The following is a 13,954-nucleotide window of genomic DNA, read 5'->3' as shown; positions in this document are numbered from 1 at the left end:
CCATCAGGCAATGAACACGGTGAGGAACTTATGTCCAGACTCGATCTGAATGCGCTGAATGAACTGCCGAAAGTTGAACGTGTGCTTCAGCTTGCTGAAACCAATGCGCAACTCGAAAAGCTGAACGCCGAAGAGCGCGTCGGCTGGGCGCTGGAAAACCTGCCGGGCGAGTATGTGCTCTCCTCCAGCTTCGGTATCCAGGCGGCGGTAAGCTTGCATCTGGTCAACCAGGTTCATCCGAACATTCCGGTGATCCTGACTGACACCGGCTATCTGTTTCCGGAAACTTACCAGTTTATCGACGAGCTGACAGACAAGCTCAAGCTGAACCTGAAAGTATTCCGGGCAGAGCAAAGCCCGGCATGGCAGGAAGCGCGTTACGGTAAGCTGTGGGAACAGGGCGTTGAAGGCATTGAAAAATACAATGAAATCAACAAAGTTGAACCGATGAATCGCGCTCTAGCCGAGCTGAACGCGCAAACCTGGTTTGCCGGTCTGCGCCGCGAACAATCCGGTAGCCGCGCTAATCTGCCGGTGCTGGCTATCCAGCGCGGCGTATTTAAAGTGCTGCCAATTATCGACTGGGACAACCGCACGGTATATCAGTACCTGCAAAAGCACGGCCTGAATTATCACCCGCTGTGGGATCAGGGTTATCTCTCCGTAGGCGACACGCACACCACCCGCAAATGGGAGCCGGGCATGGCGGAAGAGGAGACGCGCTTCTTCGGTCTGAAACGCGAATGCGGGCTGCACGAAGGTTAAGCGGGCAGCATCAAACTTTGAAACACAATGAGGCAGGGAGCAATCCCTGCCTTTTTTATAGTTAAACACAGTCACCTAACAACAGGAGCATTGTGATGAAGATTGCGTTTCTGGGGCTTGGCACCATGGGGTTGCCAATGGCCGCGAATCTAATCAAAGCCGGTTATCAGGTTCAGGGCTGGAATCGCTCTGCCGGGCCGCGCGAGAAACTGGCATCGCTGGGCGCCACCGCAGCGGAAACGGCCGCGGAAGCGGTGAGGGATGCTGATGTGGTTATTTCCATTCTGGCGGACGATAACGCCACGCGCAGCGTCGTGCTGGAGGGCGATGTGCTGGCAACGCTGAAACCCGGGGCTATCCACCTGAATATGGCGACTATCTCTGTCGATCTGGCGGTGGAACTGGCGCAACTGCACCGGGCGCGTAATATCGGTTATCTTGCCGCGCCGGTACTGGGGCGGGTAAATGTTGCCGAGGCGGGGCAGTTAAATATTCTGGCGGCTGGCGACAGCGCGCTGCTGGCAAAGGTGCAGCCGCTGCTGGATGTGCTCGGTCAGAAGACCTGGTATCTTGGTGCGCGGCCGGAGCAGGCGAATGCCACGAAGCTGGCGGCCAACTTTATGATTGCCAGCGCCATTGGCACGATGGGCGAGGCGGTTGCGCTGGTGCAGGGGCATGAGGTTAATAAAGCCGATTTTATTGATTTAATCACCTCCACGTTGTTTGCCGCGCCGGTCTATAAAGGTTACGGCCAGGCGATTGCCAGCGACACCTTCGAGCCAGCCGGGTTTAAGCTGGCGCTGGGGCTGAAGGATGTGCGTCTGGCGCAGGATGCCGCCGAGCGGGTGAATGTGCCAATGGCGATTGCCGGTACGCTGCGCGCAGCGCATGTCGAAAGCCTGGCTCATGATGAAGGGCATCTCGACTGGGCCGCGCTGGCACGTACCGCCGCCCGCCGCGCCGGACAACTTTAACAAACCTGCCGGATGGCGGCTTCGCCACAGCCAACAATGTAAACCCGGTAAGCGCCATAGCCTCCGGGTATTTCCCTGCAGCGACACCTTTCTTACGATGAATAAAAAAGCTGAAGCGATGGGGTTGAGTCCCCGCTGAAATCGGCGAGCCGGAGGGCAGATGACAAGGTCTGGACGCCCTGGATGGCGTCCAGAGGCGAACCGAGCCATGGAGGGCGAGTTGAGCTGACCGCAGGCAGATGACCGGGAGGTGAGCGTAGTGCGTAGCACCGATTTCCTGCGGGGCCGCGGGGATTGATAAGGGGAGCGCGGTAAGCGCCCCTTATCCCGTTCACCGCATAAAGGTTTACAGAAACTCCCGCACGCATGGTGAACGGAATAATTCCACAATAATCTCAAAACGCCCGGAGGCACGATTGCCGGATGGCGGCTCCGCCTTATCTGGCCTACGCCACAGCCAATAATGTAAGCCGGTAAGCGCCAACGCCCCCGGGCAATCCCTCCCGTTTTAGTGCATTCCTTGCACTAAAGTTGTGCATTCTTTGCACGATGAAGCACTTCGCTTATACCCTGTCGTTTCGTCCGCAAAAAATAAACATTAGTAAATCAAAGTATTAACAAAAATTTCAAAAATATGACTGAACCAATACGTAATTGGTTCGTTAATTGCTTAGTTATAAGGGCGACACATCACGGATTAAATAATTAAATACTTGTAATTAAAGAAAAAGATAACGCGAATTACGGATGAACCAATATGGAAAAACCGTCACGCTATCTGGCAAATTCCAGTACGGCGCTTGAACAACTTCGTGGGCTTATTCACCAACATGAGTCAACACCAGGGACTCCACTGCCCACAGAACGTGAACTGGCGGAACGCTTAGGCGTTGGGCGGCGAGAAGTACGCCGTGCGCTGGACGTACTGGAAGAAGAGGGACGGATCTGGCGTAAGCAGGGCAAAGGCACGTTTATTGGCCCCGCTGCGCCGGTCGCGCCGCTGGCACTCCAGGGACTGGTGCAACAAACCAATATGCTGGAAGTGATGGAAGCGCGCTTGCAGGTTGAGCCGGGGCTTGCGCGGCTGGCGGCACTTCGCGCCAGCCCGGAAAACCTGGCGCTGATGCAGCGCATGCTGGAACGCATCGATAACGTCAATCCGGACGATCCGGATCTTAATGAGCTATGGGACAGCGCTTTTCACCGGGCCATCGCTGAAGCGGCGGGAAACCGTTTGATGCTCGGTCTTTTTGATGCCATTGACGCCGTGCGTCGCGAACCCGCCTGGCACCATCTGCGGGAGCTGGCGCGTACTCCGGCGAAGGTCGATCGTTATAACGATCACCACCACCGCATTATGCACGCCATCCGGCAGCGCCAGCCGCAGGAGGCTTTTCTGGCGATGCGTGAACATCTGCTCGACCTGCAACATGCCCTGATCCAGGCCATTCATCTCGAGGACGATACGCCATGAACACTATTCCTTTTCACGATCCCGCGCCCGTCCTGCGTCTGCACAACCTGAAAGTTCAGTTCGCCGGTAGCCCGGTCAGCGTACTGGACGGTATTTCGTTGACCATAAAAAGCGGGGAAACGCTGGCGCTGGTAGGGGAATCCGGCTGCGGTAAAAGCATTACCTCGCTGGCGTTGATGGGGCTGTTGCCCAACAGCGCGCAGATCCTCAGCGGCGAAATGCAGTTTCGCAGCCACAATCTGCGCCAGCTTTCGCCGAGGGAATATGCGGATCTGCGCGGTAATGAACTGGCGATGATTTTTCAGGAGCCGATGACCTCGCTGAACCCCTCGTTCACCCTTGGCGATCAACTGAGTGAAGCGGTGATGCGCCACCAGCATGTCTCCCGCCAGGCCGCGCGGGATATCGCGCTGCAGATCCTCGAAAAGGTACAAATCCCGGCGGCGGAGATGCGCCTGAAAGCGTATCCGCACCAGCTTTCCGGCGGTATGCGCCAGCGCGTGATGATTGCCATGGCGCTGATTAACAACCCGCGTCTGCTGATTGCCGACGAACCGACCACCGCGCTGGATGTCACCATTCAGGCGCAGATCCTCGCGCTGCTCAACACCCTGAAAGCCGAAACGGGCACGGCAGTATTGATGATCACCCACGATCTTGGCGTGGTGGCGGAAGTCGCCCAGCAAGTCGCCGTAATGTACGCCGGGCAAGTGGTCGAGCAGGGTAGCGTGGAGACGATTTTTGCCGATCCGCAGCATCCGTACACCATCGGCCTGATGGGTTCGATTCCCTCGCTGGGTGCACGCAAAGGCCAGCTTTCCACTATCCCCGGCGCTGTACCGTTACCGGAAGCGATGCCAAAAGGCTGCCGTTTCGCCACGCGCTGCCCGTTTGCGCAGAGCCGCTGCCACGCGGAAAAACCGCCGCTACAGCCGCTGGGACGGGGCCATCAGGCGGCCTGTTTCCGCGTCCCCCTTGAACAGCATATTGCGCTGGGAGAAACCGCATGAGCACACCGATCCTTGAGGCCCACGATCTCAGCAAACGCTTTGTCGGCGCGACGCGCCTGTTCGCGCCAAAACGCTTTGTCACGGCAGTCGATCGCATTTCTCTCGCCGTTTATCCCGGTGAAACGCTGGCGATTGTGGGCGAGTCTGGTTCCGGTAAATCGACGCTGGGCCGCCTGCTGTTACGTCTGCTGGCGGCGTCCGAAGGGCACGTTTACTACCAGGGCGAAGAGATTACTCATGCCAGCGGCGCACGGTTAAACCAGTTGCGCCGCGAGCTGCAAATCATCTTTCAGGATCCCTTCGCCTCGCTGAACCCGCGCATGACCGTGGAGCAGATTGTCGGCGAACCGCTGTGGCTGCACCAGAAAATGGGCAAAGCGGATCGCCAGGCGCGCGTTGCTGAACTGCTCGCCACCGTTGGCCTGCCTGCGGCCTGGGCGCGACGTTTTCCGCATGAATTCTCCGGCGGGCAGCGCCAGCGTATTGGTATCGCGCGTGCGCTGGCTTCCGGGCCGAAACTGCTGCTGGGTGATGAACCGGTGTCCGCGCTGGATGTCTCGGTACAGGCGCAGGTGGTGAACCTGCTGGAAAACCTGAAACAGCAGCTTGGGCTGACGATGATCATCGTCGCGCACGGTCTGGCGGTGATCCGCCATATGAGCGATCGCGTGGCGGTGATGTACCTCGGGCAGATCGTCGAAATGGCGACTGTCGATGAGATTTTCGACGCGCCGCTGCACCCGTACACGCAGGCGCTGATCGCCTCTGCGCCGCAAACCCAGCCCGGCCTCAAGCATGAGATGCCGCTGTTGCAGGGGGATTTACCCAATCCGGCCAGCCCGCCGCAGGGCTGTCGTTTTCATACCCGTTGCCCGCACGTCACCGATGAGTGTCGGCAACGCGAACCGATCGCTCAGGTACTTGAAGGCGGCCGCCAGGTCTCCTGTCATCGCTGGCAGGAACTCAACCGTGACCGCACGGTTATCCAGATTGCTCCACCCTCCGCCGCGTTCCTGCGACGCCGTGCTCTGTTCGAACACGCGGCCTCTCACTCATCCCTTTAAAGGAAAAAATAATGATTGTGCGTAATTCTCTTTTGACCGTTCTGGGAAGTGTTATGTTGCTGGGCGCGGCGCTGCCGACCCAGGCTGAAAGTGTGCTGCGTATTGGTTTAGGCGCGGATCCGGACATGCTCGATCCGCACCTGGCACGCACCTACTATGGCCGCTTTGTCTTCGCCTCGTTGTGCGATCGTCTGGTGGACGTCGATGAAAACCTGAAAGTGGTGCCGGGTCTGGCGAAGGAGTGGTCGTGGAGCGAAGACGGCAAAACCCTGACCATGAACCTGCGCGACGGCGTGACCTTCCACGATGGCGAGAAATTTGACGCCGCCGCCGCGAAATTCAGCCTCGATCGCGCCCTGACGCTGCCTGGCTCGCTGCGCAAAAGCGAGATCTCCTCGGTGGAATCCGTGGAAGTGACCGGGCCGATGCAAATCACCCTGCACCTGAAAACGCCGGATTCGGCGCTGCTGATGCAACTTACCGACCGTGCAGGCGCGATGCTGGCGCCAGAAGCGGCGAAAAAGCCGGACTTCGCCGCGCATCCGGTCTGCTCCGGGCCATACAAGTTCGACAGCCGCGTCTCGCAGGATCGCATCGTGCTTTCGCGCTTTGACAACTACTGGAACAAAGGCGCTTACCACTTCGACAAAGTGATTTATCTGCCGATCCCGGATGCCTCAGTGCGCCTGGCGAACCTGCGCGCGGGCGATCTGGATCTGAGCGAAGGCATTGTGCCAAGCGATGTGAAAACGGTAGAGAACGACGGCAAATTAAAACTGGCGAAGGTAACCGGGCTGGGGTATCAGGGCATCACCTTTAACATCAACAACGGCAAAGTCCCGGCTAACGATCCGTTTAAAGATGCGCGCGTGCGCGAAGCATTCTCGCAGGCAATTGACCGCGAGGCGTTAAACCAGGTGGTATTTGAAGGCCTTTTCACACCGGCGAACCAGGCGTTCTCACCGGTCAGCCCGTATCACATTAACCTGCCGGTGCCGCCGCGCGATGTTGAAAAAGCCAAAGCGCTGCTAAAAGCGGCTGGCGTGCAGACACCGATCAACGTCTCGCTGCTGGTGCCGAATAACCCAACTTCGCAGCAGGTGGCGCAGGTATTACAGGCGATGACCGCCGAAGCCGGTTTTAACGTCAATCTGCAAATGACCGAATTCGCCACGCTGCTGGATCGCCAGCAAAACGGAGACTTCCAGCTCAGCTACTCCGGCTGGTCTGGCCGCCCGGATCCAGACGGCAGCATCTTCGGCTTTATTCACAGCAAAGGCACTCTCAACGATGGCCGCTACAGCAATGCCCAGGTTGATGACTGGCTGACCCAGGCGCGTCTGCATAACGATCCGGCCACCCGTAAAGGGCTGTATGAGAAAGTCGTTAAACAACTGCAAACGGATATGCCGATTGCTTATCTCTACTTCGAGCCGCGCATTTTTGGGCTGAATAAAAAAGTAGAGGGCTTTAAACCTTACCCGGACGGCATTGTGCGCCTGGCAGGTATGACGTTCGCGAAGTAACGCAGTTGTAAGGAGATACCATGCTGGAATTGATATGCAAACGCCTGCTGCTCGCCATCCCGACGTTGTTGATGGTCAGTATGATGGTCTTCGGGCTGCAAAAGCTGCTGCCCGGCGATCCGCTGACGGCCATGCTCGGGGAAGAGCGCGATCCGGCAGTGATCGCCCAGCTACGCGCGGAGCTGAATCTGGATGCGCCGATTCCGGTGCAATATTTCCACTGGCTTACCCGCGCCTTGCAGGGGGATCTTGGCGTCTCCTTACGCACTCAGGAGACGGTGACGCATCTGATCGCCACCAAACTGCCCGTTACGCTGGAGATGTCCTTGCTGGCGATGATCTTCGCGCTGCTGTTCGGCATCAGCATGGGGATCATGGCGGCAGTGAACAAGAATAGCTGGATCGATCACGGCACTAACTTTGTCGCCATCTCCGGCATCTCAGTGCCGCACTTCTGGCTGGGGATTTTGCTGATCCTGATTTTCTCCGTCAATCTGCAATGGCTGCCTGCGTCGGGTTTTGTCCCCTTCAGCGAAGATCCGCTGCAGAACCTGCGCACTTTGCTGCTGCCTTCGCTGGTGCTTGGCACCGGGCTGGCGGCCACCTTAATGCGTCACACCCGCGCATCCATGATTGCGGTCCTGAAAGCGGATTACATCCGTACCGCCAGGGCGAAGGGGCTGCTGCCAAAAACGGTGATCATGAAGCATGCATTTCGTAATGCGCTGGTGCCGGTGATCACCCTGACCACACTGCTGTTTGGCGAACTGTTGGGCGGTGCGGTGCTGACCGAGCAGGTATTTACCATTCCCGGCTTCGGCAAAATGATTGTCGATTCCGTGTTTAACCGTGATTACGCGGTGGTGCAGGGCGTGGTGCTGGTGGTGGCGATTGGTTTTCTGTTGCTCAACCTGTTGGCCGATGTGCTGTACGTGCTGATTAACCCGAAAATGCGGAGCGAATAATGGCAGAACTGACCACTACGGGCGTGGCGGCGTCGCTGCCGCGTACGGAAAACCGGGTACTGAAGAAATTCCTCGCTAACAAAAGCGCGATGATTGGCGCGGTGATTGTCGGCATCTTTGTGCTGATCGCCTTGCTGGCGCCGTGGATCGCCCCGTTCGATCCGGTAAAAGCGAACTTTCTGGCGGTGCGTAAACCGCCCTCTGAGTTGTACTGGTTCGGCACCGACGAACTGGGGCGCGATATTCTGTCGCGCATGGTTTGGGGTGCGCGCACCTCGCTGCTGGCCGGTTGTATCTCAGTGCTGATTGCGGTGGTGATTGGCGTGCCGCTTGGCCTGCTGGCCGGTTATTTCCAGGGGATCTGGGATGGGGTGATTTCACGCTTTATCGAAGCGCTGCTGGCCTGTCCGTTTTTGATCATGGCGATCGCTCTCGGCGCGTTTCTTGGCCCAAGCCTGAGTAATGCAATGATCGCCATTGGCCTGTCGGCGATGCCGATCTTCGCTCGTCTGACGCGCGGCCAGGTGATCGCCATTCGCAACGAAGAGTATATCGACGGGGCGCGGGCGATTGGCCTGCCGGATCGCTGGATAATCCTGCGCTATGTGCTGCCCAATGTGATGTCGCCGATCCTCGTGCAGGCAACGCTGGCGATTGCCTCGGCGATCATCACCGAAGCCAGCCTCTCTTTTCTCGGCCTCGGCCAGCAGCCGCCGTATCCCTCCTGGGGCGCGATGCTGAATACCGCCAAAGGTTTTCTGGAGCAGGCGCCCTGGATGTCTATTTTCCCCGGTGTAGCGATTTTTCTCACCGTACAGGGATTTAATCTACTCGGCGACGGGCTGCGCGATGCGCTCGATCCACGCCACGACTAAGGAGTCTCGATGACGAAAGCGATTGATTTTAAAGTAGGTTATGCCTCATACCGCGCACCGATGATGGGACACAACGCGGTTGCCACCTCTCAGCCGCTGGCGGCGCAGGCTGGCATGCGCATGCTGGCGCTCGGGGGGAACGCGGTGGATGCGGCAATTGCCACGGCGATGGCGTTGACGGTGGTGGAGCCGACCGGCTGCGGCATTGGCAGCGATGCGTTTGCCATTGTCTGGGATGGCAAAGAATTGCACGGTCTGAACGCCTCCGGCCGCTCACCGGCAAGCTGGAATGCAGATATGTTTGCTGGCCTTGATGCGGTGCCGGAGCTGGGCTGGAATGCCGTTACCGTACCGGGCGCGGTTTCCGGCTGGGTGGCGCTGGCCGAACGTTTCGGTTCGCTGCCGCTGACCACGCTGGCGCAGCCGGCGATCGAGTATGCCCGTAACGGTTTTCCGGTTTCGCCACTGATTGGTGAGCTCTGGCAGCGCGGCTATAACAGGTTAAAAGATCAACCGGGTTTTAGCGCCTGTTTTGCGCCGGAAGGGCGCGCGCCGAAGATCGGCGAAATCTTCCGTAACCTGGCGCAGGCGAAAACGCTGGAGTTGATTGCGCAGACCAATGGCGAAGCGTTTTATCGCGGTGAACTGGCACAGAAAATCGCCGCTTTCGCGAAAGAGCATGGGGCGCACCTGAGCGAAGCGGATCTGGCAAACCATAAAGCCGACTGGGTTCCGCTGCTCTCGAAGGCGTTTGCCGGTGGTTCAGTACAGGAGCTGCCACCGAACGGGCAGGGGATTGCGACGCTGATTGCGCTCGGCATTCTTGAGCACTGCGATATTGGCCGCTATGACCCGGATTCGGTGCAGTCGCTGCATCTGTCGATTGAAGCGATGAAGCTGGCGCTGGCCGATCTTGATCGTTACGTCGCGGATACCGATCATCTGGAATTCGCCGCCGACCTGCTGCTCAGCGACGACTATTTAAAAGCTCGCGCGGCGCTAATCGACCCGGAGAAGGCCTCCGATTTTGTTTACGGTTCGCCGACGCAAAGCGGCACGGTGTACCTCTCCACGGCGGATGCCAGCGGCATGATGGTATCGTTTATTCAATCCAACTATATGGGCTTTGGTTCCGGCGTCGTGGTGCCCGAAACGGGTATCAGCCTGCAAAACCGCGGCTGTGGTTTTGTGCTCGATCCGCAACACCCGAATGCGCTGGCGGGCGGCAAGCGTCCGTTACACACCATTATCCCTGGCTTTGCGATGGGGGCAGACGGCAAACCGCTGATGTCTTTCGGCGTGATGGGCGGGCCGATGCAGGCGCAAGGCCATATGCAGATGGCGCTGCGTATTATGCTGCACGGGCAGAACCCGCAGGCGGCGATCGATGCGCCGCGCTGGCGCGTGGTGAAAGGCCGGGACGTGGTCGTGGAAGCGACGTTTGAACGCAATCTGATTGCCGGGCTGCGCGCGCGCGGACACCGGATTACGGTGGAAGATCCGCTGGAAGGCTATCATTTCGGTGGCGCGCAGGTGATCTATCGCCTGCCGGAAGGGCACTACGTTGCAGCGACTGAAAGCCGCAAAGATGGGCAAGCGTTAGTCAGTTAAGGGAATGATGCCGGATGGAGCCTGGCTTATCCGGCCCATGATGCTCTTCGATCTTCAGACCTGTAGGCCCGGTAAGCATCGCACCACCGGGCAGAACCTCGCGGCAAATAAAAAGGCCGGATAGCGCTTTGCTTACCCGGCCTGTAACACCACAACCCTTGCGTTAATCGAGCGTAAACGGATCGGCATCCTGCCAGGCCGGGAACTGCGCGCGATACTCCTGCAATGCGCTGAGCGACATTTCGGCGTCGATGCGCGTTGCCAGGTGCGGTTCGGCGGTGGCGATAATCTCGCCCTGCGGGCTGATCACCCGGCTGTCGCCACGGTAGTGATGACCGTTGCCGTCGGTGCCGACGCGATTACAGCCCGCCACCCATGCCTGGTTTTCAATGGCGCGCGCCACCAGCAGCGACTGCCAGTGCAGCGAGCGCGGCGCAGGCCAGTTAGCAACATAGAGCAGCAGATCGTAATCGTTGCGGTTGCGCGACCACACCGGGAAGCGCAGGTCGTAGCAAACCAGCGGCAGAATTCGCCAGCCGCGCCACTCAAATACCACGCGCTCATTTCCGGCTTCGTAGTGATGGTGCTCTTCGGCCATGCGGAACAGATGGCGCTTATCGTAAAAATGCACTTTGCCTTCCGGCTCAATCAGCAGAAAACGGTTTACCGGCCCGCGGTCCGTTTGCAGCGCGGCGCTGCCCGCAATCAGCGCATTGGTCTGGCGGGCTTTACTTTGCATCCATGCCACCACATCGTCTTGCGACATGGACTGTTTTGCCGCTTCCATCGCAAAGCCGGTGGTGAACATTTCGGGCAGGACAATGACATCCCGGCCAGTAACGCCCTCCAGCTGGATGTCGAAATGGCGCAAATTTGCAGGCCCATCCATCCAGACTAACGGTTGTTGTAACAGTGTAATTTTCAAACCAGGCACAGTGTTGACTCCCCGTAAGACAGCATTTGCACACTGTAGCATGCAAAGACAGAAAAAAACCCGCAGTTGCGGGTTTTGGTAAGGGAAGAATGCTTTCAGGCTATTACCGCATCAGGCCGCTTCCGGTTTACGCAGCTTTTCCGGCGCCTTGACTACCGGCTGCGTTGCCAGCGCCTCTGGCGCAAAATCATCAACGTTGATACTGCGCAGGCGGCTGACTTCCGCTTTGCTCAGCAGCGCCGCTTCTTCCGCAGTGATCAACCCGCTTGCCAGCGCCTGCTGGGCGAGATCATTGAGGCGAGTAAACGGCAGGTTTTTGCCCAGCGCTTTGCAGATGCGTTGGTGAACCGGATCGGCTGCCATCACATCGACCAGCGCCTCTTCCAGCAGGCCCACCGGGTTGTGCTCGCTCGGCGTCAGATACTGGCCGCGCCCGATGCGGGAGCGGGTGGCGCTCGGTGTTTGCAGGATCTTCGCCACTTTGTGGTCCAGCTTATCCGACGGTGCGCGGTAATGGCGACCGGTCGGGAAAATCACCAGGCTTAATGCGCCCGCGACGAAGCGATTCGGGAAGTTCTCCAGCAGATCGCTCATCGCCTGTTCCGCCTGATACAGCGCGTCCTGAACGCCCCAGTGTACCAGCGGCAGATCCGCTTCCTGGCGGCCTTCATCGTCATAACGTTTCAGCGTGGCAGAGGCGAGGAACAACTGGCTGAGAATATCCCCCAGACGGGCGGAGATACGCTCGCGGCGTTTCAGGCTACCGCCCAGCACCGCCATTGAGACATCAGACAGCAGCGCAAGGTTGGCGCTCAGGCGGTTCAGATGCTGGTAGTAACGTTTGGTGACGTCGCGGGTCGGCGCGGCGCTGGTTAAACCGCGCGTCAGGCCAAGCCACAGGCTGCGCATTTTATTACTGCCGACATGGCCGATGTGTTTAAACAGCAGTTTATCGAAAGCGTCCACATCATTATTCTGCGCGGCGGCCATCTCTTCCAGCACATACGGATGGCAGCGGATCGCGCCCTGGCCGAAGATCATCATGCTGCGGGTCAGGATGTTTGCGCCTTCGACGGTAATAGCAATCGGCGCACCCTGGTAGGCTCGTGCCAGGAAGTTGCTTTCGCCGAGCATAATGCCTTTACCGCCGGCAATATCCATCGCATCAATAATGGATTGCTGGCCACGGTGGGTGCAGTGATATTTCACGATAGCGGAAAGCACCGCCGGTTTTTCGCCGAGCATAATGCCGTAGGTGATGAGCGAGGCGGCCGCATCCATCACGTAAGCGTTACCGCCGATGCGCGCCAGTGGCTCTTCAATACCTTCCATTTTGCCGATTGGTACTTTGAACTGGCGGCGAATATGGGCGTAAGCGCCAATCCCCATCGCGACAGATTTCAGGCCGCCGGTGGAGTTAGACGGCAGGGTAATACCGCGACCGACCGACAGACATTCCACCAGCATACGCCAGCCCTGACCGGCCATTTTCGGCCCGCCAATAATGTAATCAATCGGCACAAAGATATCGTCGCCGCGGGTTGGCCCGTTCTGGAATGGAACGTTCAGCGGGAAGTGACGACGGCCAATTTCCACGCCCGGCGTTGATGTCGGGATCAGCGCACAGGTGATGCCCAGCTCTTCTTCGCCGCCCAGCAGTTTTTCTGGATCCGAAAGTTTAAAAGCCAGGCCGAGTACGGTGGCAATCGGCGCCAGCGTGATATAGCGTTTGTTCCAGCTCAGACGCATGCCGAGCACCTGCTCGCCCTGCCATTCGCCCATGCAGACTACGCCGGTATCGGGGATTGCGCCCGCATCGGAACCCGCTTCCGGGCTGGTCAGCGCAAAGCAGGGGATCTCCAGACCACGCGCCAGGCGCGGCAGATAATGATTTTTTTGCTCTTCCGTGCCGTAGTGTTGCAGCAGTTCGCCAGGGCCTAAAGAGTTCGGCACGCCGACGGTGATGGCAAGAATACCTGAGACGCCGGAGAGTTTTTGCAACACGCGGGACTGCGCATAAGCAGAGAATTCCAGACCGCCGTACTCTTTCTTGATAATCATCGCGAAGAAGCGGTGCTCTTTTAAGAATGCCCACAGTTCAGGCGGCAGATCGGCCATTTCATGAGTGATCTGGAAATCGTTCGCCATGCGGCAGGCTTCTTCCACCGGGCCGTCGATAAAGGCTTGTTCTTCAGCGGTCAGGCGCGGCTGCGGATAGTTGTGCAGCTTTTTCCAGTCCGGGTTACCGCGAAACAGATCGCCTTCCCACCAGGTCGTACCCGCGTCGATCGCTTCTTTTTCGGTACGCGACATCGGCGGCATCACTTTGCGGAAACCGCGAAATACCGGCGCGGAAATCAGTGCCTTGCGCATTGGCGGCAGGTTGAACGGCACCAGAATGATCGCCAGCGGCAGCAGCACCCAGATGGACCACAGCCCCATAACGCCCAGCGCGGCAGTCCACGCCAGTAAAATCACGCTGCTCAGGAGCAGATTGACCCGGTGATAAAACAGCACACCGAGGAGAACGATTGTTGCGATAAGGCTCAAAATCATCATAGAAAAAAGCTCCCTGTCTTGTAGGAGGTCTGACCACTTGTGATGTTATGGTTGTAGTGGATGAGATTTCTTTTAGCAATGTGTTTACAAAATAATTACAACCTGGTTCACATTGTTGGGGGGATTTTGCGCACGGAAAACGAAAACGCGCAGGTGCCGTGGCTTTAGCTTCTCGCTCCGGATCCTATCCGGTACAC

11 protein-coding genes are annotated in these 13,954 nt (G+C 58.2%); 9 read left to right on the top strand and 2 right to left on the bottom strand.

Going from position 1 to position 13,954, the window contains the following annotated elements; genetic code table 11:
• The first annotated feature begins 30 nt into the window (after positions 1-30).
• From cysH to AWR26_RS20535, 9 genes are all read left to right on the top strand, one after another.
• Entirely contained in the window at positions 31-765 is a 735-nt protein-coding gene (gene cysH, locus AWR26_RS20575; RefSeq protein WP_064568347.1) for a phosphoadenosine phosphosulfate reductase, read from the top strand.
• A 95-nt stretch (positions 766-860) separates the two neighbouring features.
• The gene (locus tag AWR26_RS20570) at positions 861-1,739 is read left to right on the top strand and encodes an NAD(P)-dependent oxidoreductase (protein WP_064568346.1); all 879 of its coding nucleotides are present in this window, start codon (positions 861-863) and stop codon (positions 1,737-1,739) included.
• Positions 1,740-2,496: 757 nt separating this feature from the next.
• Entirely contained in the window at positions 2,497-3,213 is a 717-nt protein-coding gene (locus AWR26_RS20565; protein WP_043954843.1) for a FadR/GntR family transcriptional regulator, read from the top strand.
• Positions 3,210-4,223, top strand: a complete 1,014-nt coding sequence (locus AWR26_RS20560; protein WP_064568345.1) for an ABC transporter ATP-binding protein — start codon at positions 3,210-3,212, stop codon at positions 4,221-4,223. Before AWR26_RS20565 ends, AWR26_RS20560 begins: the two co-directional genes overlap by 4 nt.
• Positions 4,220-5,287, top strand: coding sequence for an ABC transporter ATP-binding protein (locus AWR26_RS20555; protein WP_064568344.1), 1,068 nt, complete (start codon positions 4,220-4,222; stop codon positions 5,285-5,287). Before AWR26_RS20560 ends, AWR26_RS20555 begins: the two co-directional genes overlap by 4 nt.
• A gap of 11 nt (positions 5,288-5,298) precedes the next feature.
• On the top strand, positions 5,299-6,813 hold the full coding sequence (locus AWR26_RS20550) for an ABC transporter substrate-binding protein (RefSeq protein WP_175518610.1): 1,515 nt from the start codon (positions 5,299-5,301) through the stop codon (positions 6,811-6,813).
• Positions 6,814-6,833: 20 nt separating this feature from the next.
• Entirely contained in the window at positions 6,834-7,778 is a 945-nt protein-coding gene (locus AWR26_RS20545; protein ID WP_064568343.1) for an ABC transporter permease, read from the top strand.
• Positions 7,778-8,653 (top strand): ABC transporter permease, encoded by an 876-nt coding sequence (locus AWR26_RS20540; RefSeq protein ID WP_064568342.1) that lies wholly within the window; start codon positions 7,778-7,780, stop codon positions 8,651-8,653. Before AWR26_RS20545 ends, AWR26_RS20540 begins: the two co-directional genes overlap by 1 nt.
• Positions 8,654-8,662: 9 nt before the next feature.
• Positions 8,663-10,264, top strand: a complete 1,602-nt coding sequence (locus AWR26_RS20535) for a gamma-glutamyltransferase family protein (protein ID WP_064568341.1) — start codon at positions 8,663-8,665, stop codon at positions 10,262-10,264.
• 163 nt (positions 10,265-10,427) lie between these two features.
• Here the strand turns inward: AWR26_RS20535 and AWR26_RS20530 are convergent, their stop codons facing one another.
• Positions 10,428-11,198: an amidohydrolase gene (locus AWR26_RS20530; RefSeq protein ID WP_064568340.1), complete on the bottom strand. Its 771-nt coding sequence runs from the start codon at positions 11,196-11,198 to the stop codon at positions 10,428-10,430.
• A gap of 111 nt (positions 11,199-11,309) precedes the next feature.
• Positions 11,310-13,757, bottom strand: coding sequence for an acyl-CoA dehydrogenase FadE (gene fadE / locus AWR26_RS20525; protein ID WP_064568339.1), 2,448 nt, complete (start codon positions 13,755-13,757; stop codon positions 11,310-11,312).
• Positions 13,758-13,954 lie beyond the last annotated feature (197 nt).

Source organism: Kosakonia oryzae (assembly GCF_001658025.2).
In the GTDB taxonomy this organism is placed as follows: domain Bacteria; phylum Pseudomonadota; class Gammaproteobacteria; order Enterobacterales; family Enterobacteriaceae; genus Kosakonia; species Kosakonia oryzae.
Note: the sequence above shows the minus strand (reverse complement) of the source record. Positions and strands in the feature narration are given on the sequence as shown.

Excerpts from the sequence above, each read along its gene's own strand:
- cysH (WP_064568347.1), top strand. The coding sequence starts at position 31 with ATGTCCAGACTCGATCTGAATGCGCTGAATGAACTGCCGAAAGTTGAA.
- AWR26_RS20570 (WP_064568346.1), top strand. The coding sequence starts at position 861 with ATGAAGATTGCGTTTCTGGGGCTTGGCACCATGGGGTTGCCAATGGCC.
- AWR26_RS20565 (WP_043954843.1), top strand. The coding sequence starts at position 2,497 with ATGGAAAAACCGTCACGCTATCTGGCAAATTCCAGTACGGCGCTTGAA.
- AWR26_RS20560 (WP_064568345.1), top strand. The coding sequence starts at position 3,210 with ATGAACACTATTCCTTTTCACGATCCCGCGCCCGTCCTGCGTCTGCAC.
- AWR26_RS20555 (WP_064568344.1), top strand. The coding sequence starts at position 4,220 with ATGAGCACACCGATCCTTGAGGCCCACGATCTCAGCAAACGCTTTGTC.
- AWR26_RS20550 (WP_175518610.1), top strand. The coding sequence starts at position 5,299 with ATGATTGTGCGTAATTCTCTTTTGACCGTTCTGGGAAGTGTTATGTTG.
- AWR26_RS20545 (WP_064568343.1), top strand. The coding sequence starts at position 6,834 with ATGCTGGAATTGATATGCAAACGCCTGCTGCTCGCCATCCCGACGTTG.
- AWR26_RS20540 (WP_064568342.1), top strand. The coding sequence starts at position 7,778 with ATGGCAGAACTGACCACTACGGGCGTGGCGGCGTCGCTGCCGCGTACG.
- AWR26_RS20535 (WP_064568341.1), top strand. The coding sequence starts at position 8,663 with ATGACGAAAGCGATTGATTTTAAAGTAGGTTATGCCTCATACCGCGCA.
- fadE (WP_064568339.1), bottom strand. The coding sequence starts at position 13,757 with ATGATGATTTTGAGCCTTATCGCAACAATCGTTCTCCTCGGTGTGCTG.